The sequence below is a fragment of the Mesorhizobium sp. 113-3-3 genome, assembly GCF_016756495.1.
Taxonomy (GTDB): domain Bacteria; phylum Pseudomonadota; class Alphaproteobacteria; order Rhizobiales; family Rhizobiaceae; genus Mesorhizobium.
Genome location: NZ_AP023243.1, coordinates 2577156 through 2598789 on the forward strand (window position 1 = coordinate 2577156; position 21634 = coordinate 2598789).

Consider the following 21634-nt stretch of genomic DNA (forward strand, 5'->3'; position numbering starts at 1 on the left):
CCTCAGCCAGCCCTTGCCACCGGCGTCACCGTCACCTGGCTGACGCCGGTGCGGCGCACCACCGTGCACAGCGTCTCGCGGCCGATACGCTCGGCGTCGAGCATGCGCACGAGGTCGTCGACGCCGGTCACCGGGCGCCCGTCGATGGCCGCGATGATGTCGCCTTCCTTGAGGCCGGCCTTGGCCGCCGGGCCGTTCTTTTCGATGCTGCGCAACCGCACGGCGGTGCTGGTCGACACTTGCGACAAGAGTGCCGCGCGGCGCGGCAGGTTGGTGGTATCGGCGGATATGCCGATGAAGGCGCGGCGCACGCGGCCGAAGCGGATGATCTCCGAGATGACGAAATTGGCGGTGTTGGAGGCGACCGCGAAGGCAATGCCTTGCGCGCCGTGGATCATCGCGGTGTTGACGCCGATGACCTCGCCGGCCGACGACACCAGCGGCCCGCCGGAATTGCCGGGGTTGAGCGCGGCATCGGTCTGGATGACGTCATCGATCAGCCGGCCGGTCGAAGCGCGCATCGAGCGGCCGAGTGCGGAGACGACGCCTGACGTGACCGTCCATTCGAAGCCGAGCGGATTGCCGATGGCGATGGCGATCTGGCCGCGCCGCAGCCGCTTGGAATCGCCGAGCGGCGCGACGTCAGTGAAGCTGCCGTCGGCGCGCACCAGGGCGATATCGGTGTCGGGATCGCGGCCGAGCACGCGGCCTTCGCTGGAGGCGCCGTCGGGCATCGACACGCGCACCGTTTTGGCGTCGCCCACGACATGGAAATTGGTGACGACCAGCCCGTCCGGCGCGATGATGAAGCCGGAGCCATGGCCACCCTGGCCGCCAATGCGCTCGATGCGGCAGACGGCCGGACCGATGCGGTCGACCGCATCCGCCACCGTCATGGAATAGGCGTCGAGCAGAGTATCATCGGTTTCGAATTTGTGCGCGGCGAGGGCCATGGCTGGGCTCCGTGTTTTCAGGCTAATCCGTCACTATATGTGCGGAGCGGCCGGAACCGCCGCGACCTGACCAGATGGCCAGTCAAACCGCCAACTAGCCGTCAGGCGAGTACCTCCAGGGGCGCCGTCGGGCGATATCTGGGACATGACGAACCCCAGGAGACCATCATGAGTGATTTCAATCTGAATGCGTTTTCGCAAGCCGTTGCCGACCTTGCCGCCGCGGCGGCACCCGCGACCGCCAGCTTCGCCACGCATCACCACCGCACGGCAAGCGCCTTCCACTGGAGCGATGGCTATTTCGTCACCGCCGAAGAGGCTGTCGAGGCCGGCGAGGAGATCGAGCTGACGCTGGCTTCGGGCGACACGGTGAAAGCGGAGCTTATCGGCCGCGATCCGTCGACGGGCGTGGCCCTGCTGAAGCCCGCGGATGCGGCCGGCGCGCCTGTCCTTGCCAGGGCCGATGCCGTTCGGCCTGGCAATATCGCCATCGCCATCGGCAACAGCCAGGGCTCGGCGCTGGCCGTGTCGGGCTCGGTCGGCGAAGTCGGGTCGGCCTGGCGCTCGATGCGCGGCGGCACGATCGACCGGCGTATTCATCTGGCCGTCGGCGCCGGCGGCCGTTTCGAGGGCGGCCCGGTGCTCGACGCCAAGGGCGCGCTGATCGGCATGCTGTTGTTCGGGCCGCGCGGCCGTGCGCTGGTCATGCCCTATGAGACGATCGAGCGGGCGGTGGCGACATTGCGCGAAAAAGGCCATGTGGCGCGCGGCTATCTCGGCGCCGGCCTGCATCCGGTGCGTGACCGCGACGCCCATGGCGCGATGGTGATGAGCCTCGACGACGCCGGTCCGGCCAAGGCCGCCGGCCTGTCGCTGGGCGACATCATCGTGGCGTGGAACGGCGAGGCCGTGCATGGGCCGCGCGACCTGATCCGCAGGCTCGGGCCCGACAGCGCCGGCGCTTCCGTGGCGCTTGGCGTGGTGCGTGGCGGCGAACAGCGCGACGTGGCATTGACCATCGGCGAAAAGCCGCTGAGCTGAGAGGATTGATGGAAACGCTCGCCGGCGACCGGATCGTGAGCAACAGTGCCGCTTTGCGGCGGCTGGTGGTGCTGATTGCGCTTGGCGATGCCGCGCGCGCCGAGCGCCTGGCTGCCACTTTTGCCGCCAGCGACGACCTGCTGCCGGTGGTGGCCGGCGGCGGCAGGGCCGATGTCGCTGTCGTCGACGGCAGGAGCGGGGGTGCCGTGCCGGCCTCCATGCCGCGCGTGCTGCTGTCGGGACGCGCCGGCGGCGAGCGGCCCGCCGGTGAGGTGTTTGCGGTCATGCCCACGGGTGCGGACGATCTGCTGATCGCCGCGGCGGCGCGGCTGGCGGCGGCCGGCTATCGCGTCACGGGCGAGGGCGACCGTGGACGCCATGAGGATTTCCATACGGGCGAAAGCGAGCCGTTCGAGGATGACGTCCTGGACGAGCACGCCGCCCGGCCGGCGCTGTCGCCGCGCGAGGCGGAAGTGCTGGCGCTGCTGGCCGAAGGCGCGCCCAACAAGGTGATCGCGCGGCGGCTCAACATCTCCGTGCACACAGCGAAATTCCACGTCGCCGCGATCCTGATCAAGCTCGGGGCCGCCAACCGCACGGATGCCATCGCCATTGCGATGAGGCAGGGGCTGGTGCTGGTTTAGCGTCCGCTGCGTAACCCACACCGATGCGTCTCGGGCCTTGCGCTATGGTCGCCCGCCGCGCAAAGGTTCGCGCCTGCCATGTTGCAAGGGAGGCGCAAGGAATGTCGCTCAAGGGAAAGACGCTGTTCATCTCCGGCGGGTCGCGCGGCATCGGGCTGGCGATCGCGCTGCGCGCGGCGCGCGACGGCGCCAATGTGACGATCGCCGCCAAGACCGCCGAGCCGCATCCCAAGCTGCCGGGCACGATCTACAGCGCGGCTCAGGAGATCGAGCAGGCTGGCGGCAAGGCGCTGCCCGTGCTGTGCGACATCCGGGAGGAGGCGCAGGTGGCCGAGGCTGTCGCAAGGACGGTGGAGAAATTCGGCGGCATCGATATCTGCGTCAACAATGCCAGCGCCATCCAGCTCACCGGCACGCTGGAGACCGACATGAAGCGCTACGATCTGATGCATCAGATCAACACGCGCGGCACCTTCCTGGTGTCCAAAATGTGCATTCCGCACCTCAAGTTAGCCGACAATCCTCACATCCTGAATCTGGCGCCGCCGCTCGACATGAAGGCCAAGTGGTTCAAGAACCATGTCGCCTACACCATGGCCAAGTTCGGCATGTCGATGTGCACGCTGGGCATGAGCGCGGAGTTCGCCAAGGACGGCATCGCGGTCAATTCGCTGTGGCCGATCTCGACCATCGACACGGCGGCGGTGCGCAATCTTCTGGGCGGCGCGACGGTGGCAGCGATGAGCCGGTCGCCCGACATCATGGCCGATGCCGCGCATGCCATTTTCATGCGGCCGTCGCGCGAGGCATCGGGCAATTTCTACATCGACGAGGAGGTGCTGCGCGCCGAGGGCGTCAGCGACTTTTCGGTCTATTCACCCGGCGCGACCGGACCGCTGGCCGGCGACTTCTTCGTGCCGGACGAGGTGTTTGCGCGCACGGACAGCAAGATCAAGAGCATCTACTAGCTCTTCGACGCAGGGCACATCACTTCGAGATTGGCTCCAACAGGCATCGCTTCGCGACGCCGCTGCGCGGCTGCTCCGCCCCAGGATGACGAAGTCTGGGAGGCTTCGGCTCGTCTTTGTCGAGTCTCAGCCTATCTCGTCCTTCTTGCCTTTGCTCAGACCCATCAGCCTGTCGATATAGGCCAGCATCAGCGCCGAGACGACGAAGGCGAGGTGGATGATGGTCAGCCACATCAACTGGTCGGTCGAATAGGAGGACGAGTTGAGGAACACCTGCAAGAGGTGGATGGAGGAGATGGCGACGATGGTCGAGGCGACCTTGACCTTGAGCGAACCGACATCGATCGTGCCCAGCCAGTGCACGCCGCCGCCATCCTGGTCGTCGAAGCGGCTGACGAAGTTCTCGTAGCCCGAGATGATGACCATCACCACCAGCGAGGCGACCAGGGCGGCATCGATCAGGCCGAGCATCTTCAGGATGGTGTCGGTGTCGCCGAGCAGGAACACCGTGGTGATGAACTCGTAGAGCTTCTTGCCGAAGGACAGGGCATAGACGGCCAATGCCAGACCCAGCCCGATATAGAAGGCGACCAGCAGCCAGCGCGAGGCAAGGATGATCGATTCGATGGCGAGTTCGAGACGCTTCATGAATGGTTCCGGTTGTTGCCTAGATCATTTCACCGTTTCACGGAAACGGCGAACTGCTCTACCTCTTTGTCTTGACGCAATTCCGGACGGAAAACCGCACACACTTTCCTGGAATTTGCTCTGGTCGATGTCAGGCCGTATTTCGGCCAGGCTGGCGCTTTTTGCAAGATAGCAAAAAGCCCCGCCGGAGAGGGCCGGCGGGGCTCAATGCGTCCCGCTGGAGTCGGGACGGGGCAGGGAACGCCCAGCCCTGAATCTGGGGTGTGTGTGCTTGCGATTCAATGAACCGGTTCTGATGCCGGTACAAATCTTCTTGAGCCGGGACCCCGGATCTGAGGCTTTCCCATCCCCGATCGAGCCGGGGATGGGTGCTTCTTGCCTTGAATCCGCAAACCGGGTCATGGTTTTGAAATCATGACCTATTTGTTGCTGGCGACCGGTGCCACCAGCGAGGTGATGCGGCGGATGGCGACACGCCGGTTCTCGCGGTTGGGCGCCGGGGTGTTGACCTTCAGATACTCCTCGCCATAGCCCTGCGTCGTCAGGTTCTCCGGCGGGATGCCGAAGGCATTGGTCAGCGCTTCGGCGACCGCTTCGGCGCGGCGGTCCGACAGAGCAAGGTTCGCTTCCGGCGTGCCGACGGCGTCGGTGTGGCCTTCGATCAGGAAGGTCTCTGCCGGGTTCTTCTTCAGCAGTTTCTCAATGGCGCTGGCGACGCCCTCGAGCTTCTGCACCTCGGTGTCGGAGATCGAGGAGGAGCCGAATTCGAAGTTCAGCGTGTCGAGGTCGACGCGGCGTGCGATGTCGCGCACGCGGGCCGAACGCTTGACCTCGTCGATCGAATACAGACGCTGGACCCTCTCCACCGGCGGCTGGTCGAGGAAGGTGTAGTAGTCGTCATCGCTTTCGACGTCCTCGGAATCGAGGATGTACTGCCGGCGCGGAATGTTGAGCCGCATCGGCGGCAGGTCGTCGCCGGGATCGCGCCAGTCGCCCTCATCCTGATAGTCCCGCTCGTCGACATAGCTCAGCACATATTCGCGCCCGTCCGGCGTGATGCGCGAACGCTGGATGACATCGCCGTAACGGTTGCGGATGGTGACGATCTGGACGCCGTTGTCGCGCTGGACCGTCTCACGGGTACGGCCTTGCGACAGATCCTCGTAATAGACATCCTTGGCGCCGCGGTTCATGCGCGGACCGTCATTGCTCTGCACGATCGTCTGGCCGCCGAGCTGAATGATCACGCGGTCGCCGATCTCCTTGAGAACGTCGACGCCCTTGGGACGACGGCGGTCGCGGATGTTCTCGTCAGGCGCCCGGTCGAGGCGCTTGCCCTTTTCCTCCGTCACCGGAACGAGCTTTTCGGTCTTGATCTCCTGCTGGGCTGCCTTGTCGTCGGCTGGAGGCGGACCCTGGTCGACGGGAGCGACCACCGGCTTCTGGCTCTGGTCGCCGCCTTGCTGGGCGTTCTGGCCACCATTCTGCTGCTGGTCGTTCTGGCCGGCCTTGTCGCCAGGTTTGCGGCCGCCGGCCTTGCGTGCGGCATCCTTCTGGCTGTCGAGGATGGGGGCAGCGTTCTTGTCGGCAGGCGCTTCGCCCTGCACGGGGGTTTCGCCCTGGACAGGCGCGGCCGTGTTGCCATTGGCGGGCTGTTCACCGGTTGCGGGCTTCTGGCCGTTGGCCGGTTGCTCGCCCGTCGCGGGCTGTTTGCCGGTCTGCTGTTCGCCTGTCGCCGGCTTCTCGCCAATGGCAGGCTGTTCGCCGGTCGCCGGCTGCTCGCCATTGGCAGGCTGTTCGCCCGCCGGCTTCTTGCCGTGCTTCTTTGTCTGGGGCTGCTCGCCCTGGGCCGGTTGTTCGCCGGCCGGAGCCGGTTCAACCTTGGGCGTCGTTGCTTCGCCGGCAGGAGCTTCCTTCGGCGTCGGCGCGGCTTCCGGCGTCACTGCCGGGACCTGCTCGGCGGGCTTCTGCTGGTCCTGCTTGTGTTTCCTGCCGGGCTTGGTCGGCTGGTTGTCGTTGGCGGGCTCTGCCTGGCCAGCTGGAGCTTGTTCGGCAGGCGCCTGTTCGGTCTGTTGCTGCTGGTCACGCTTCTTCTTGCGCGGCTGCTGCTCTTCGGCGGGTGCCGCCTGTTCGGCCGGCGCCTGTTCGGTCTGTTGCTGCTGGTCACGCTTCTTCTTGCGCGGCTGCTGCTCTTCGGCGGGTGCCGCCTGTTCGGCCGGTGCCTGCTCGGTCTGCTGCTGTTGCTCGTGCTTCTTCTTGCGCGGCTGCTGCTCCTCGGCTGCCGGGGCGGGTTGCTCGGCTGCCGGGGCTGCCTGCTCCGCTGGTGCCTGTTCGGCCTGCTGCTCGTGCTTCTTCTTGCGCGGCTGCTCCTGGTCGGTTGGCTGTGCCGCGTCGGCAGGGGCGTCCTGCGCCAGGATCAGCGGCGTTCCACCGCCTTGCATGGGGCCGAACGCGGCACCTCCCTGAAGCGGGAACGCGCCCAATGGCGCGGACGCCATCAGCAGGCCAAGTGCGGTGCCTGCCAGAATCCATGGTTGGCGTTTCATCGAAAACTCTCCTTGTGGGGTCCCATCCTTGCCGAAACCGATCTTGGCCCGATTGGTTCCAGTTTGGCTGGGATAGAAGCCGTACGAGGCGATTGGCCGGCCTTTTGAAGGCAACTTCGTGTCATTCGGCCGGGTTGCAGCCGCATTTCAACCTTTGCCACGCTTGACCTCGGCGGCCTACGGGGCCACATCCCCAAAATGGAAACGCCGTTCTGGAAAACGAAGACGCTGGAGCAGATGAGCCCAGCCGAGTGGGAATCGCTGTGCGATGGCTGCGGCAAATGCTGCCTGTCGAAGCTCGAGGACGAGGACACCGGCGAGATTTACTGGACCAGTGTCGGCTGCCGACTGTTCGACGCGCAGACCTGCCGCTGCGCCGACTATGCCAACCGGCTGGCGCGCGTTCCCGATTGCGTCGGGCTGACGCCGCAGAATGTGCGCACCATCAGCTGGCTGCCAAGCACCTGCGCCTACCGGCTGGTGGCCGAGGGCCGCGACCTCTATTGGTGGCACCGGCTGGTGTCGGGCAGTGCCGAAACCGTGCACGAGGCCGGCATCTCGATGCGCGGCCGGGTCAAGGCCAGTGAGACCGATCTGGCCGAGCCTGAAGATTATTTTGACTATATGCTCGACGACGAGCCTTGAGGTCCGTGTCCGCACGGCTCCGAACAAGGAACCCGGGCAAGAATATTTTGGGCGCGCATTGTTCGAAACCTGGCGAGGATTTCCTTTTTCCGCCACATGAACCGCAGATGAACGGCGGGTTCGTAAACAGTTCAGGCAGGCTGGCGCATTCTCCCATCATCGCTTTCAAGAGGACGGGTGCAAGCCCGCAACAAGGAGAAAAGACCATGTTCAACACGGTGAAAACGGCAGCCCTCTCGGCCCTGGTAGGCCTCGGCGCGCTGACGGCCATTCCTGCCCATGCCGACAGCCTCTATCTCGGATTCGGCAACAACCAGGATCCGCGCTTCGGCGTCTACGCCGGCGACGACGGCTATCGGCATCGCCGCGATGAGCGCCGTGACGGCTGGCGCCGCGGCTGTTCGCCGGATCGCGCCTTGGACAAGGCCGAGCGCATGGGCCTCTATCGCGCCCGCATCGTCGACGCCAACCGCCGCGTGATCAAGGTCGTGGGCCGTCAGGATGGCGACCGCGTCGTTATCGTATTCGCCAACGAGCGCGGTTGCCCGGTCATCTATCGCTGAGGCTGCGGGCTGACCCTCCGCGAGGGTTAGCGTGGCATAACCCTCTGCGAGGGTTAGCGTGGCATAACCCTCTGCGAGGGTTAGCCTGGGGACATGACCCCTGCGGGGTCCGTCCGGACTAGCGGAGCCCCTGTCCCATCGGACGGGTGCGGCTCGAAAAAACCCCGCGGGAGCGATCCCGCGGGGTTTTTCATGCGCGGCATTTGCCGTTGGCGTGGCCGGGGAGAGCCCGGCCACGCATCCGAATTGCCTATTTCAGTTCGAACGTGACGGTGACTTGAACATTGTAGGCGTTCTCGCCGGCCTGCGTCGGCACCGCCGCGCCCGCGGCGGCATCGAAGGCCTTGGCATTGATCGCCATTGGCGGCGGGGCGATGTTCTGGTCGGAGATTTCAAGCACCCGACCGATGCTGACGCCGGCGGCTTCGGCAAGCGTCTTGGCCTTGGCGATCGCGTTGGCCACCGCTTTCTTGCGGGCTGCGTCGATGGTTGCCGCCGGATTGTCGTTGGTGAAGGAGATGCCGCCACCCTGGTTGACGCCGAGCGACACGGCCTTGTCGAGAATCTCGCCCGTCTTGTCGATGTCGCGCACCCGCACCGCAAGCGTGTTGGTCACCTGGTAGGCGACCAACTCGGCCTCCTGGCTGCCGTCGGGCTTGTTGGTGTAGTTGTAGCGCGGGTTGATCTGGATGCCCGCCGTCTGCAGGTCGCGGTCCTTGATGCCGGCGGCTTTCATCGCCGCGATCACGGCGGCCATGGCGTCGTTGTTGGCGTCGAGCGCGGCGCGCGCCGTCTTGGCTTCGCGCATCACGCTGAGCGACAACAACGCCAGATCGGGAGGGGTGGTCGCTTCGCCTTCACCCGAAACAACAATGCGGGCGGGCGTCGGCGAATCGGCGGCTCCAGCCATCGCCGGAAAGGCGATTGCAGCGGCGAGCGCGAGGGGCAAAAGATGTCTGGTCATGAAAATCTCCTTGGTCTGCGATCCAGTCGCAGAGGTCGCGTAGAGCGCGATTATGGGTTGATTTGGGCGATCGGCGAAAGCCGGTCGGGAAAGCCTTGTGCCGGAAAGCGAAAAACATTAATCCAGCCGGCGTGGGGCCTGTAGCTCAATGGTTAGAGCCGGCGGCTCATAACCGCTTGGTTGGGGGTTCGAGTCCCTCCGGGCCCACCATTATCGTTATTTATCAATGAGTTACGAGGCGGTTCGCCAGAATTGATTCAAGAAGCTGATCCAGCCATCTTCTCCCGAATGGCAGCAATGCGCCTCATATGGCCATAGCGATCAGCCTTCCCCACATACCAGAAGCGGACGTCGTCGGCCGGGCGCAGGTCAGGGTTGCGCCAATACCGGACCGAGTTGCCGCCGGCCATTGGGCAGGAATTCCTGTGTCGGGCGGGCTTCTTGTTTTTGTACGCCTTCGCGTTGGCTTTCAGCCTCCTGAGCCGAGGGAACAAGAAGCAACAGGATCCCGCCATGCTACCCGGCGAGCGCGATCCGTTGGACGGTCGTTCCGGCCGCCGATAATGCCCTCTGGCGTGGCCGTTGCGCAGCAACCGTTCCTATGCCGCCGGTACAAACCCCGGTGATGGGGTGCAGCCCGCCGCCCGCTCAACCGCCATCAGCAGTTCGTTGATGGGCATAGCCCGGCCAAACAGGTAGCCTTGGCCTTCGTGACAGCCGAGAAGACGAAGGGTCGCTGCCTGCTCTTCGCACTCAATTCCCTCGGCGACAAGTTTGAGCCCAAAGCCCAGAGCCAGGCCAACGATTGCCTTGACGATGGCTGCGTCGCCGACGCTGGTCGCCATTCGGTCGACAAAGGCGCGGTCGATCTTCAGGCGCGTAAGGGGGTACTCGGTGAGCATGCTAAGCGAGGCATAGCCGGTGCCATAGTCGTCGAAGGCCAAGCCGACGCCAAGTTCACGAATCTTAGTTAGCGTCACGAGCGTCGCCGGGTCTTGGTTAAGGATTATCTTCTCGGTGATCTCGATCTCCAGCAGTTCTGGAGGCAGCTCGTTTTCCTGGAGCTGCCTCGCGATCGTCTTTGTCAAACCTCCGGCCTTCATCTGGGCCGAGAATAGATTGACGCCGATACGCAGGGGGCGACCGGCGCGATGGAGCCGCGCCGCAACTGCTGACGCGGTGGCGATCGTCCAGTCACCGACCGCCGCCGCCACCGGACTCGGCTCCAGGACGGAGAGAAATTCCGCCGGCTGCAGAAGTCCCCTTTCTGGATGCCGCCAGCGCAGGAGTGCCTCGGCACCGACCAAGGAGCCGGTGGCGAGGTCGACCTGTGGCTGGTAGTGCAGCTCGAACTCGGCATTGGCGAAGGCTCGGCGTAGCTCGGCCTCGAGGTCGATTTCCCGCTGAACTTCTTCTTTCATTCCGGGGGTGAAGAATCTCTCCGTTCCCGGCAGCTCCGCCTTCGCCCGATACATTGCGAGATCGGCGTGGGCCATTAGTTCCGCAGCCGAACTTCCGTGGTCCGGGGACCGTGCGATACCGATGCTTGCCGTCAGGAACACCTTTCGCCTCGGCAGGAAAAAAGGCTCGGCGCACACTTCCCGGATCCGGCCGATGAATTCAGCGAGCGAACCCGTCGTGGATCCCTCAGGTACGAAGACAGCGAACTCGTCACCACCCCAACGAGAGACGGTCGCGTCCGGAGGGGTCACCTCTGCCAGCCTTTTCGCCGTCGCGCGGAGCAGCAGGTCGCCGACAGCGTGGCCGGCGGAGTCATTGACCTTCTTAAACCCGTCAAGGTCAAGGAGGATCACCGCTCCAGCCGCCTTCCGTCTAATTGCCGCATCGACGATCTGGCCGAAATACAGCCGATTAGTAATGCCGGTGAGCTGGTCGAAATGGGCGAGTTCGAAAAGGCGGTTCTCGGCAGCTTTGCGCTCCGTGATGTCCTCGGCGACGCCGATCAGTCGGTAGACGCAGTCTGCTTCGTCCCTGATCGCAACGCTTCGGTCGTGAATCCAGCGAGTCGCGCCATCAGGCCGTGTGATCCTGTATTCGACATCGTAGCCGACCTCGGCCTGCTGCTTAACCCGCCTTTCCGTTGCCTCGCGGTCCTCGGGCACGATCGCTTCGAGGTACGCGACTGGCCGCTCGTAGACCTCCTCAACGGTCCGCCCCCAAACGGTCTCATAGGCGGGGCTGATATATTCGACCTTCGTCTTGTCCGCATTCGTGATCCAGAAGACCTCGCTAAGGTTCTCTGCGATCTGGCGGAAGCGCAACTCGCTGCTTCGAAGTGACTCCTCGGACCGGCACCGTTCGGTGATGTCTTCGCCGGAGCTGAGGATGCCAGTGGCCTTACCGCTGTCATCGAAAAGGCGCTGATTGTGCCAGCTGATGATCCGCTCTTCCCCGCTCTTGGTAACGATCTCATTCTGGAAATGCTCGACAGCCGGCGTGGTGCCATCGAGAAACGAATGGAATGCGGCTCGCATCTCTAATCGCTTCGGCGCGGGGATGAACACGTCGATCCAGTTCCGGCCGAGGAGTTCGTCGGCGGCTCGATAGCCGAGCACCTCGCACCCCTGCCGGTTGACGAGCGAAATCGTCTCGTCGGCCGCGAAGACCATCATCATTACGCCAGCTACATCGAGATATCGCTGGGCGGTGTCCCGTTCGCGGGCGATGTGGGCGGCCATCGTCCGCTGGTGTTCACGCTCCTGGATCGCCCGGCGTGTGTCGGTCATCTCGACAAAAGAGGTGGCGAGGGCCGGCCGGCCGTCGATGGCGATTGTCGTTCCCCGCACCTCCAGATCGATGATCGAGCCGTCTTTCCGAACGCCGCGAAACGAATATTCCGAGGTAGTTGTCTCGCGGCAGAGGCGCTCGTTCATCCGGTTCCGAACCATCTCCCTATCGGTATCGACGACGAGGTCGAAGGGGGAGAGCTGGATGAATTCTTCTTCTAAGTAGCCGAACAGCTCGCAGCATTTCTGGTTGGCGTAGAGAAACCGGGCGTCGAGCACGATCGTCATGCCGACCAACGCGTGGTCGGCCAAGTCTTCAAAGACAGCCGAAAGCTGATTGTGAGAAACGGCCCGGAGGTGATCCATCGTGATACTCATCGCTGCTCGCAGACAGAGTGGACAGTGAGCGCCATGGCTTAACGAAAGGTTCGACATTCCGTGCAAGTTGCATCAATGCTCGATGGAAGCGACGCAATTGGGCCATCGCCGAAGCAACGCGCCGCCAGGTACTCGCCGAGCTTAGGTCACCCGCATGCGCCGAGACCTTGGCTCGGGGAGGTGCGTGGCAAATATGGCCGGGCGGGCCGGCACGCCCAAACGCCAACTCTCTCGTATTTATTGCCTTTCGCTTTGCGGACCATCTGGCCGTCTCGGTTGAAGTCGTGAGCGCCGGTTTCCCAGAACTTACGTCATCCAAATCGAGCGTGACGATGTACTGGAGCAGACACCTCCAGCAAGAACCCGCTCACCTAGCCTCTGCGAGGCTCGCGAGAACAGAAAGCCTGACCGCTTGGCCCAGCTGGTGCACGCCTAGGCGGTCCATCATACGCGAGCGATGAACCTCGACAGTGCGCACACTGATACCGAGATCGAAGGCAATGATCTTGTTTGGCTGCCCGGCTACCAGCGCCTCGAGAACCTGGCGCTCGCGTGGACTGAGCGTATCGATCAGCGCTTTCGCACCAGCAATTTCATCGGTTCGACCCTTCGCCGTGCCGGTCTTCAGCGCGGACTCAATCGCCGCTACCAAGGCGTCGTGGCTATATGGCTTTTCAATGAAGTCCACAGCTCCTGCCTTCATCGCTCGGACCGCGGTCTGTACGTCGCCTTGAGCCGTTATCACAATAACCGGCAAGTCCGGGTTTTTCAGCTGAAGGCGAGCCTGAACCTCAAAGCCGTCCATCTCCGGCATGCGAAGATCCAGCAGAACGCAGCCCGCGGCCAAGTCGCCCGCGACGCCGAGGAATGCCTTCGGCGAGGCATACGACACCACATTGAAACCGATCGCGTCCAGTAGCCGCTCCAACGACCGGCGGATCGCTTGGTCGTCATCAACAATATAAATGCATCGGTCGGCGCCCATCTTCGCTCATCGCTCCAACGGGACAGGCAGCGTCACGCGAAAGATTGCTCCACCGCCGCAATTTGGCTCATATCGCAGCTTGCCGCCGTGGGCCTCCACAATCGAGCGGCAGATCGAGAGGCCTAATCCCATGCCATTGCTTTTTGTGGTGTGAAATGGCTCGAAGAGGTGGTCGGCAATATAGTCCGGCAGGCCCGAACCACGATCGGCTACAGCGATCTCAATCAACCCGTCATCGAGCCGCGCGGTGGCCACGTCCAATTCGCGCCGCTCAGTCTCTGCCATCGCCTCATGCGCATTGCGTATCAGGTTGAGCAAGACCTGCTGCAGTTGAATTCGGTTCCCAAACACCGCTTCGGCGCGCGGATCGAAGCTCAGCCGGACCCGCACGCCGTGCGCTCCGGTTCCCGCGGAGGCAAGAGCACTGGCCTCGCGGATCAAGTCGGGCAGTTTTTCGATCCGCATTTCCGTCTCGCCACGCAAAACGAACTGTCGCAGACGCCGAATGATCTCGCCGGCGCGGAGCGCCTGGTCGGCGGCTTCGTCGAGAACATCGCGTACGGTGTCGACGCTATGCGCGCCGCTTGCGATCATCAGGCGCCCAGCGTTGACCGAATTCGTGAACGCGGTCAGCGGTTGGTTCAATTCATGCGCCAACGCGCCAGCCATCTGACCCGCTGCGCTCAGCCGCGACGCATGAAGCAGCTCGAGTTGCAGCTCTTGCGATCGGACATCCGCTTGCATGCGCTCCTCGGCTTCGAGCGTCAGCCGCTGGAGCGCGTCCGCCAATTCCGATGTGCGTTCTGCCACCCGCTGCTCCAGCGATTCGTTGAGGCGTCGAAGGCTCTCTTCAAGTTGTTTCTGCCCCCTCAGATCGCGGCTGACGGTCGCCATGTTCATAGGGCGACCCGTGCGCAAGTCGTCGATGCGGAACCAATCGACGAGGAACGGAATGTCTTCTCCAGTTTTGAAGTGTCGCAGATTGAGCTCGCCGAGCCAGCGTCCGGTCCCCATTACCAGTGGGATCAACTCGCGATGCGCCCGGGTCCGCTCATCGGGAGCCAGGAAATCGACGATGTTAAGCCGCTCCACCTCCTCAATGCCGGAAAGCCCTAGTAGCTCGCAGCCAGCCTTGTTGAGATATTGCGGCGTGCCGTCTAATCGGGCGAAACCAACGAGCTCGGACGAGCGCTCTATCAGGCTCACCAGACGCCGGTGCTGGGCCTCCGCGTGCCAGCGTTGCATGGCGAGCGTTGCGTGGCTCGCCGCAATTCCAAGAACCAGTCGATGCGTCTCGCTTGGAAATTTCGGGTTGACGGAACCTGCGATAATTCCGGCGTCGCCGCCAAAGCCCATTGGTACGGCAGCGATCTGTAACGCTCCCTTCCCAAACGGGTTGTCGATCGCGAATGTCTGCTCGCGGCTATCGAGCCACGCAGCACGAATGATGCGTTCGATGCGACCAGGGGATCCAGCGGATACCGCCTGGCTCGTGCGCATCACGTCGACCGCAGCTTCGTCTGGCACCCTCGGTGCAGACACGTAAATGACGTCTGCATTGAGCATCGAAATCAATCCTGCCGCCACACTGTCGGCGATTTGCCACAAATTGTAGTCTTTCCAGATTGCTGGCAGCGTCGAAAGCGCGACAAGATCGCGGATGCAGTGCCTGAGCTCTTGCGGCTCAGAAAGCTCATCGACCCAAGGCATGTCGCCTGATCCAATACATAACGTACATCGGATCTTCAGCGCTTGTCCTCAACGCCGAAGCAGCGGATCTTCGCAGTTGCCGCGCGGCGACGACCGTTTGCGACCACGTAGCAGCCGCATCCCGAGCAAAACCTTACACTACCTATGCCAATTGCCTAGCGGATTGATTCAAACGTTTGGAACCCTCGATTTCGGGGCAGCGATAATGCCGTCCAAGATCGGATTTCCGATCCGATCAATCCGATCTGGCGCCCAGGAACCATATCAGGCACGGGCTAATGGCTTATCAGATGTCTTCAGTTGCCAGCGAGTGCTCCTTGCAGGGGGCACAGCCACGTCGCGCAAATGCATTCACTGCAGTCACGTGTTGCCGGCTGGCGTGACGAAAAAGTCGATTGCGTAAAATTCCGTAATCCGCCCGCCAGCAATCTCCCATTATAATTTCAGCTATCGCTCGGCCGCGACAATTTTGGCGTGTTACGGCGCGCTGGGGCACATCGATGGCAAAACTCACAGAACCGCTCGACGCCACAACTGGGCAACAAATTGACGCTATCCTGCTGGGGCTAAGAGATTCCCCGGATGTCGGCGCGGGCCTGCTGCAGGCTCTCGATATCGCGATCGACATGATCGGCGCGGACATGGGCACGCTGCAGCGCTTCGACGCAAGAACCGACTGCCTGACAATTGTTGCCAGCCGCGGGTTCTCAAGCGAAGCCCTGAGCTTTTTCGGCACCGTGCGTCGCGATACCAACACCACTTGTGCTGTCGCGCTGATGCGGCGCATGCGTGTGTTCGTCGAAGATGTGACGACGAGCTACCTCTTTGTGGGCACGCGCGAGCTCGATATGTTGCGTGCCGGCGGCATTGCGGCGGCACAGTCGACGCCGCTGATCAGCAGCCACGGCCGCCTCTGGGGAGTATTAACAACGCACTTTCGCAAACCGCAGACAAAGCGCGAGTTCGATCATGCTCCGCTGGACAGGCTCGCCGCCCAGATCGCGGACAGCCTGGAGCAACGAGAGGGCCTGGTGTCGAGCCGGCGCTTTCACGGCAGGCAATTCCCAAAGGACTCTCAACCGCGAGACTGACTATGGCTGCAACACCGGAACGCAATCGAGGGCCTTTTGCGCTGAATGACGAATGGACTCCTAAAAGAAATGAGCGGACAATCGCCTGAGATAACGAAAGCAGAGAAGATCGGATCTGGGGACTGACATGAAATCAACGACCCAGCCTATTCCTTTTGGCGGATCCATGTTGCGTGAGCACAGGCATGTCTGCGCATTCTTCAATTCGGCGGCGGAGGAGTACGACACGTTGCTGCCGTTCATCTGCGACGGCATCAACTGCGGCCAGCGCGCCTATCATGTCCTCCCTGATAGGCACAAGGAGGATCACTTCCAGAGGTTGCGCAACGCCGGCATCGACGTCGAGAAGGCGATGAAAAGCCGCCAACTCGAAGTCGCGTTACCGGAGGACACCTATCTCGAGACCGGACGCTTCAACAAGGACGCGATGCTCGTCCTCATCCAAGAGGGCTTGAAGGCCGGCTCCGAGCTCGGCTTCCCTTTGACGCGGATGATCGCGCATGCCGAAGCGGCCGTAGACGACTGGAAGAGCAGCAATGAATGGGTTGAATACGAGATGCGACTCAATAGCGTGCTGCCGAACTACGACGACCCGGTAATTTGCACCTTCGACGCCAATCTGCTCACGGCGCCGCATGCCATCGATATTCTTCGCACGCATCCGATGGTCATCATCGGGGGCGTTCTGGTCGAGAATAGCTTCTTTACGCGCCCGCAGGACTTCATCCGCGAGGTGCAGTCGCGAACCGAACCAAGGCGATCCTATATGGGATAGCCCTTCGAAGCTCCAAGCCCATTAAATGCCGGCGCGACATCAGAATCTGTCTGCAGGCTGAAGGTGTCGGGCGCGTTCCAGAGAAAGGTAGCGGCGGTCACGCGAACGGGCTCAGATGAATTTTTGCCGAGGTCGGCCTTTGGCGACGCTCTAACCTAACAGCAAATTGACGGGCATCAATTGATGCGGATCGCATCGCCCCCAATGTTTCTGCCTGCCCGGCCGTGAGCGGCACAGGGCAGCCCGTACGATCCCGGCGCTGGGTGGATCGCTGGACAAATCGATAGCGATCATTGTGGTCGCGACGGCGCTCTGCCGCAATGGGTTCTACCTGGCCGGTCTAAGCACATGCTGGAAATCAACAAGCCTCCATTTCAAGCAGCGGCAGAAGAGCGTCCGCACGGCTTCGTCCGCGTGCGTGGAGCACGCGAGCATAATTTGAAGAACATCGATCTCGTCATTCCCCGCGATGCCCTTGTGGTGTTTACCGGCGTCTCCGGCTCTGGAAAGTCGTCGCTGGCCTTCGGCACGCTCTACGCGGAGGCGCAGCGGCGCTATCTCGAATCTGTGTCGCCCTATGCGCGGCGCTTGTTTCATCAGATGGCGGTTCCCGAGGTCGACGAAATCGATGGTCTGCCGCCGGCCGTGGCCTTGCAGCAGCAGCGCGGCTCGCCTTCTACGCGCTCTTCCGTCGGCAGCGTGACGACGCTGTCCAACCTCCTTCGGATGCTGTACTCGCGCGCCGGCGACTATCCACGGCACCAAGCGCATCTCGATGCCGAGGCCTTCTCGCCCAACACGCCGGCGGGAGCCTGTCCCCAATGCCATGGGCTCGGTCGGGTCTACGAGGCGACCGAACGCTCGATGGTGCCGGATGATTCCAAAAGCATTCGCGAGCGCGCCATTGCCGCCTGGCCGCCTGCTTGGCATGGCGGCAACCTGCGCGACATGCTGACTAGTCTAGGCTACGACGTCGATCGCCCCTGGCGAGAGCTGCCGAAAGAAGCCCGCGACTGGATCCTGTACACCGACGAGCAGCCGGTGGTCCCGGTCTATATCGGGTATGACCGGGACGAGGCGCGACGCGCGATCAGGCGCAAGGAGGAGCCGAGTTACCGCGGCAATTTCTCCAGCGCCAGGCGATATGTGCTGAACACCTTTGCCACCACTGAAAGCGCGTCGATCAAGAAGCGGGTGGCACGCTACATGGTGAGCACCGAGTGCCCGCTCTGTGACGGCAAGCGGCTTCGCCGCGAAGCGCTGTCCGTCAAGTTCGCCGGTTTCGATATTGCCGATATATCGGGGATCCCGCTGGCAAGGCTCGCTGATCTCTTGCGCCCCTATGCGGAAGCCACCGCTGCCACCTTGACCAAGCTTAAGACGCGGCATCCGGAGAAGGCGTTGGTAGTGCAGCGGATCGCCGAGGACCTCAGCGGCCGGCTGACGGTTCTGCTCGACCTCGGGCTTGGCTATCTTTCACTGGAGCGAAGCACCCCGACGCTGTCACCGGGGGAACTTCAGCGCCTGCGACTTGCAACCCAAGTGCGTTCCAATCTGTTCGGCGTCGTCTATGTGCTAGATGAGCCCTCCGCCGGACTTCATCCTGCGGATACGGAGGCGCTGTTGACGGCGCTCGACCGATTGAAACTCTCAGGCAATTCGCTGTTTGTGGTCGAACACGATATCGATGTGATCCGCCATGCGGATTGGATCGTCGACGTCGGCCCAGGTGCCGGCGATCTAGGCGGCCATGTGCTCTACAGCGGTCCGCTGCAAGGGTTCGAGCAGGCAGAGCAATCGCAGACCCGCCGGTACCTGTTCGGCGACACGATCGTGTCAGATCGAACGCCGCGCCCGCCCAAGGGCTGGTTGCGGCTGCGCGGGGTCAGCCGGAATAACATCCATGGGCTTGATGTCGATTTTCCGCTGGGAGGATTTACCACCGTGACTGGCGTTTCCGGTTCGGGCAAGTCGAGCTTGGTGAGCCAGGTCCTGGTGGAATTGATTGCAAAGCAGCTCGGCCATCCCATCCCCTCGATCGATGATGAGGGCGACGAACTCGAGCGGACCGTAGTGACGACACGGGGCGGTCGGATCGCGGGCGGGGCGCAGGACGTCAAGCGCCTGGTGGTCGTCGACCAGAAAGCGATCGGACGCACACCACGGTCCAATCTCGCCACGTATACGGGGCTGTTCGACCACGTTCGCAAAATTTTCGCGGCCACCAAGTCGGCGCGCGCCCGCCACTATAACGCTGGACGCTTTTCCTTCAATGTTGCCAAGGGCCGCTGCGAGACCTGTGAGGGCGAAGGCTTTGTTTGCGTCGAACTGCTGTTCCTGCCCAGCGTCTATGCGCCATGTCCAAGTTGTCATGGCGCGCGCTTCAATCCGCAAACCCTGGAGATAGAATACCGCAACAAGAACATCGCCGCGGTCCTGGGAATGACGGTCGATGACGCCTTCGCCTTTTTTACCGAGGAGCCGAAGGTGCGCCGATCCCTCGAAGTGCTGCGGCAGGTTGGCCTCGGCTATCTGCGGCTTGGCCAGCCGGCGACGGAGCTTTCCGGCGGTGAGGCCCAGCGGATCAAGCTTGCCTCCGAGCTCCAGCGGCCGCAGCGCGGCGATACGCTCTACATCCTTGACGAGCCCACCACGGGACTACACCCGGCTGACGTCGAGAGGCTCATCGCGCAACTCGATGGGCTTGTCGAATCCGGCAATACCGTCATCGTGGTGGAGCACGACATGCGTGTCGCCGCCGGCAGCGACTGGGTCATGGACATTGGCCCTGGGGCAGGTGACGAAGGCGGTCGTGTGGTCGCGTTCGGCAGGCCAGCCGAGGTCGCGGGATCGTCCATAAGCCGCACGGCGCCATATCTGTCGCGGTTCAGGGCTCGGCTCGCGCCCAATCGCCTTGAAGCACTTCGGTAGAATCGCGGGGATCCGCTCAAGCGCTCGGCTGTCAACATGAGCAGCACACGGACGGCGTGCACGACACATACCAGAGGCTCGACGTTGGCGATCGCGCAATTGCCGAGTTGACGGTCGTCAATGACAAGGCTCAGCGGGCGCTTAATGGTGGGCTTCCACTATGCTCGCGACAAGGCGCTCTCACGGCAGACAAGTTCGCGAAATGCTTGTCGCACAGAGGTCGCGCGATCGAGGCCGTGAGAAGAACCCGTGAGGATATCTGATGCCGAAGATCGATCCGAGCAATGAGAGGATGTTTCCGAAATTCTCGGCGGCGGAAATCGATCGGCTTTGTCGCTTCGGCCACCACCAGCGTTACAGCAAGGGCCAGCCGCTATTCGTGACGGGAGAGATCGCGCCTGGTATGTTTGTGCTCAAGAGCGGTCGCGCCCAGGTCACGCGGCGCGACCTGCTGGGACATCTCACTCCGATCGTGGAAGTGACTGCAGGCGATTTCGTCGCCGAAGTGGAACAGCTTTCCGGTCGGCCGGCGCTGGTCGACGTTCACGCGGTCGACGATATCGAGGCCATTCTCATTCGGGCTGAGGACCTGCGCAGGGTCATGATCGCGGAGCCCGAGATTGGCGACCGCATCATGCGCGCGTTGATTCTGCGACGCATCTCCCTGATTGAAGCGGGCGCCGGCGGACCGGTGCTTATCGGGCCCGAGGACGCTCCCGATGTCGTGCGGCTGCAAGGCTTCCTCGCCCGGAACGCCTATCCATTTGAGGTGCTCGATCCTGCGAGTGATCGCGATGCCGCGGATCTCGTCAACAAATATGCGCCGGATGCGAGCGACCTTCCCCTGGCGGTGTGTCCCAAGGGCACCATTTTGAAGAATCCCAGTGAGTCAGACCTGGCACGCGCCCTTGGAATGGTGCGGAGGGACGGTCGAGATCGGACGTACGATGTCGCCATCGTGGGGGCCGGCCCCGCGGGTCTTGCCACCGCGGTCTATGCGGCGTCCGAGGGGCTTTCGATCGTGGTCTTCGACGCACACGCGTTCGGAGGACAGGCCGGCGCGAGCGCGCGGATCGAGAACTACCTCGGATTCCCAACCGGCATATCTGGCCGCGACCTCACCGGGCGTGCCTATGTGCAGGCGCAGAAATTCGGCGCAGAAATGGCGATTCCGTCCGGCATCGCGCGCCTGGACTGCGGTCAAAATCCGCTGATGCTGGAACTCGCTGACGGAGATCGCACCAAGGTTTCGTCCGTTGTCATTGCGTCCGGCGCACGCTACCGTCGGCTTGACGTCCCCAATCTTAGCGAGTTCGAAGGGCGAGGCGTGTGGTATTGGGCCTCGCCCATCGAGGCGCGGCTTTGCCAGCGCGAGGAAATCGTCCTTGTCGGAGGCGGCAACTCCGCGGGACAGGCTGCCGTGTTCTTGCGAGACTACGCCGCCAAGATCTGGCTGGTCGTGCGTGGGCCAAGCCTGTCCGAAAGCATGTCACAATATCTCATTGACCGGATCTATGCGACCAGCACCATCGAAGTGGTGACCAATACGGAGGTGGTTGCGCTGTCCGGCTCACCGCAAGGACAGCTTCAGCGCATCCGGTGGCGCAACCGGGTTTCAGGCGAGGAAACGGACAGGTCGACTCGGCATCTGTTTTTGTTCATCGGAGCCGAGCCGGAGTCTGGGTGGCTGCACGGCTGCGTTTCTCTCGACGCCAAAGGCTTCGTGCAGACGGGTGCGAGCGTGCCGCAGGCGACACGCTCCGCCATCGACGGGGCAGAACCGCTGTCACTGCAATCCAGCATCCCTGGCGTCTTTGCGGTCGGGGACGTGCGCTCCGGTTCCGTCAAACGCGTCGGCGCTGCGATCGGCGAAGGAGCCGAAGTGGTGGCCCAGCTACATACTTATCTCGCCAGCATAGCAAAGGGCGCCGCCGTTCACGCCCCGTCCGCCACCGAGCTTCCGCCTGTCTCTTCGCCTTCAACAAGGTGATGTTCGGCCTTGTCGCGGCCTTACGCATCAAGGCAAGGTAACGCCCGTTCGTTTC

Annotated in this window: 16 protein-coding genes and 1 tRNA gene; 10 read left to right on the forward strand and 7 right to left on the reverse strand. The window is 62.9% G+C overall.

All coding sequences use genetic code 11. The features are described 5' to 3' along the window. Positions 1 to 2: 2 nt before the first annotated feature. Complete coding sequence (locus tag JG746_RS12545) at positions 3 to 953, reverse strand: S1C family serine protease (RefSeq protein WP_202358413.1); 951 nt, start codon at positions 951 to 953, stop codon at positions 3 to 5. A gap of 168 nt (positions 954 to 1121) precedes the next feature. On the opposite strand from JG746_RS12545, the gene JG746_RS12550 reads away from it, so the two are divergent. The 3 genes from JG746_RS12550 to JG746_RS12560 all read left to right on the forward strand — a co-directional run bounded on the left by JG746_RS12550 (position 1122) and on the right by JG746_RS12560 (position 3606). Beyond that, positions 1122 to 1994, forward strand: a complete 873-nt coding sequence (locus tag JG746_RS12550; protein WP_202358414.1) for a S1C family serine protease — start codon at positions 1122 to 1124, stop codon at positions 1992 to 1994. Positions 1995 to 2002: 8 nt separating this feature from the next. Continuing rightward, positions 2003 to 2638 carry a helix-turn-helix transcriptional regulator gene (locus tag JG746_RS12555; protein WP_202358415.1) on the forward strand — a complete coding sequence of 212 codons (636 nt, stop codon included), beginning with the start codon at positions 2003 to 2005 and terminating at the stop codon, positions 2636 to 2638. A gap of 101 nt (positions 2639 to 2739) precedes the next feature. Continuing rightward, on the forward strand, positions 2740 to 3606 hold the full coding sequence (locus JG746_RS12560; protein WP_202358416.1) for an SDR family oxidoreductase: 867 nt from the start codon (positions 2740 to 2742) through the stop codon (positions 3604 to 3606). A 126-nt stretch (positions 3607 to 3732) separates the two neighbouring features. On the opposite strand, the gene JG746_RS12565 is transcribed toward JG746_RS12560, so the two are convergent. Together JG746_RS12565 and JG746_RS12570 are read right to left on the reverse strand one after the other, a co-directional pair. Next, on the reverse strand, positions 3733 to 4254 hold the full coding sequence (locus tag JG746_RS12565) for a TIGR00645 family protein (RefSeq protein WP_202358417.1): 522 nt from the start codon (positions 4252 to 4254) through the stop codon (positions 3733 to 3735). Between the two features lie 419 nt (positions 4255 to 4673). Beyond that, a complete protein-coding gene (locus tag JG746_RS12570) occupies positions 4674 to 6800 on the reverse strand; it encodes an OmpA family protein (protein ID WP_202358418.1) in 2127 nt (708 codons plus the stop codon). Between the two features lie 198 nt (positions 6801 to 6998). On the opposite strand from JG746_RS12570, the gene JG746_RS12575 reads away from it, so the two are divergent. Further along, entirely contained in the window at positions 6999 to 7445 is a 447-nt protein-coding gene (locus JG746_RS12575) for a YcgN family cysteine cluster protein (RefSeq protein WP_202358419.1), read from the forward strand. Positions 7446 to 7651: 206 nt separating this feature from the next. Then, on the forward strand, positions 7652 to 8008 hold the full coding sequence (locus tag JG746_RS12580) for a hypothetical protein (protein WP_202358420.1): 357 nt from the start codon (positions 7652 to 7654) through the stop codon (positions 8006 to 8008). Between the two features lie 250 nt (positions 8009 to 8258). Here the strand turns inward: JG746_RS12580 and JG746_RS12585 are convergent, their stop codons facing one another. Continuing rightward, entirely contained in the window at positions 8259 to 8972 is a 714-nt protein-coding gene (locus tag JG746_RS12585) for an SIMPL domain-containing protein (protein ID WP_202358421.1), read from the reverse strand. 134 nt (positions 8973 to 9106) lie between these two features. Here JG746_RS12585 and JG746_RS12590 point away from each other — a divergent pair. Continuing rightward, positions 9107 to 9182, forward strand: a tRNA-Ile gene (locus JG746_RS12590). 389 nt (positions 9183 to 9571) lie between these two features. Here the strand turns inward: JG746_RS12590 and JG746_RS12595 are convergent. The 3 genes from JG746_RS12595 to JG746_RS12605 all read right to left on the reverse strand — a co-directional run bounded on the left by JG746_RS12595 (position 9572) and on the right by JG746_RS12605 (position 14792). Beyond that, positions 9572 to 12097 carry a sensor domain-containing protein gene (locus JG746_RS12595; protein WP_202358422.1) on the reverse strand — a complete coding sequence of 842 codons (2526 nt, stop codon included), beginning with the start codon at positions 12095 to 12097 and terminating at the stop codon, positions 9572 to 9574. A 367-nt stretch (positions 12098 to 12464) separates the two neighbouring features. Continuing rightward, a complete protein-coding gene (locus tag JG746_RS12600) occupies positions 12465 to 13082 on the reverse strand; it encodes a response regulator transcription factor (protein ID WP_202358423.1) in 618 nt (205 codons plus the stop codon). Between the two features lie 6 nt (positions 13083 to 13088). Continuing rightward, entirely contained in the window at positions 13089 to 14792 is a 1704-nt protein-coding gene (locus JG746_RS12605; RefSeq protein WP_202358424.1) for a sensor histidine kinase, read from the reverse strand. Between the two features lie 500 nt (positions 14793 to 15292). On the opposite strand from JG746_RS12605, the gene JG746_RS12610 reads away from it, so the two are divergent. The 4 genes from JG746_RS12610 to JG746_RS12625 all read left to right on the forward strand — a co-directional run bounded on the left by JG746_RS12610 (position 15293) and on the right by JG746_RS12625 (position 21579). Continuing rightward, entirely contained in the window at positions 15293 to 15883 is a 591-nt protein-coding gene (locus JG746_RS12610; protein WP_202358425.1) for a GAF domain-containing protein, read from the forward strand. Positions 15884 to 16010: 127 nt separating this feature from the next. Then, a complete protein-coding gene (locus tag JG746_RS12615) occupies positions 16011 to 16658 on the forward strand; it encodes an MEDS domain-containing protein (protein WP_038655054.1) in 648 nt (215 codons plus the stop codon). 348 nt (positions 16659 to 17006) lie between these two features. Beyond that, positions 17007 to 19589: an excinuclease ABC subunit UvrA gene (locus JG746_RS12620; RefSeq protein ID WP_202358426.1), complete on the forward strand. Its 2583-nt coding sequence runs from the start codon at positions 17007 to 17009 to the stop codon at positions 19587 to 19589. A gap of 262 nt (positions 19590 to 19851) precedes the next feature. Next, complete coding sequence (locus JG746_RS12625) at positions 19852 to 21579, forward strand: FAD-dependent oxidoreductase (protein WP_202358427.1); 1728 nt, start codon at positions 19852 to 19854, stop codon at positions 21577 to 21579. Positions 21580 to 21634: the final 55 nt, after the last annotated feature.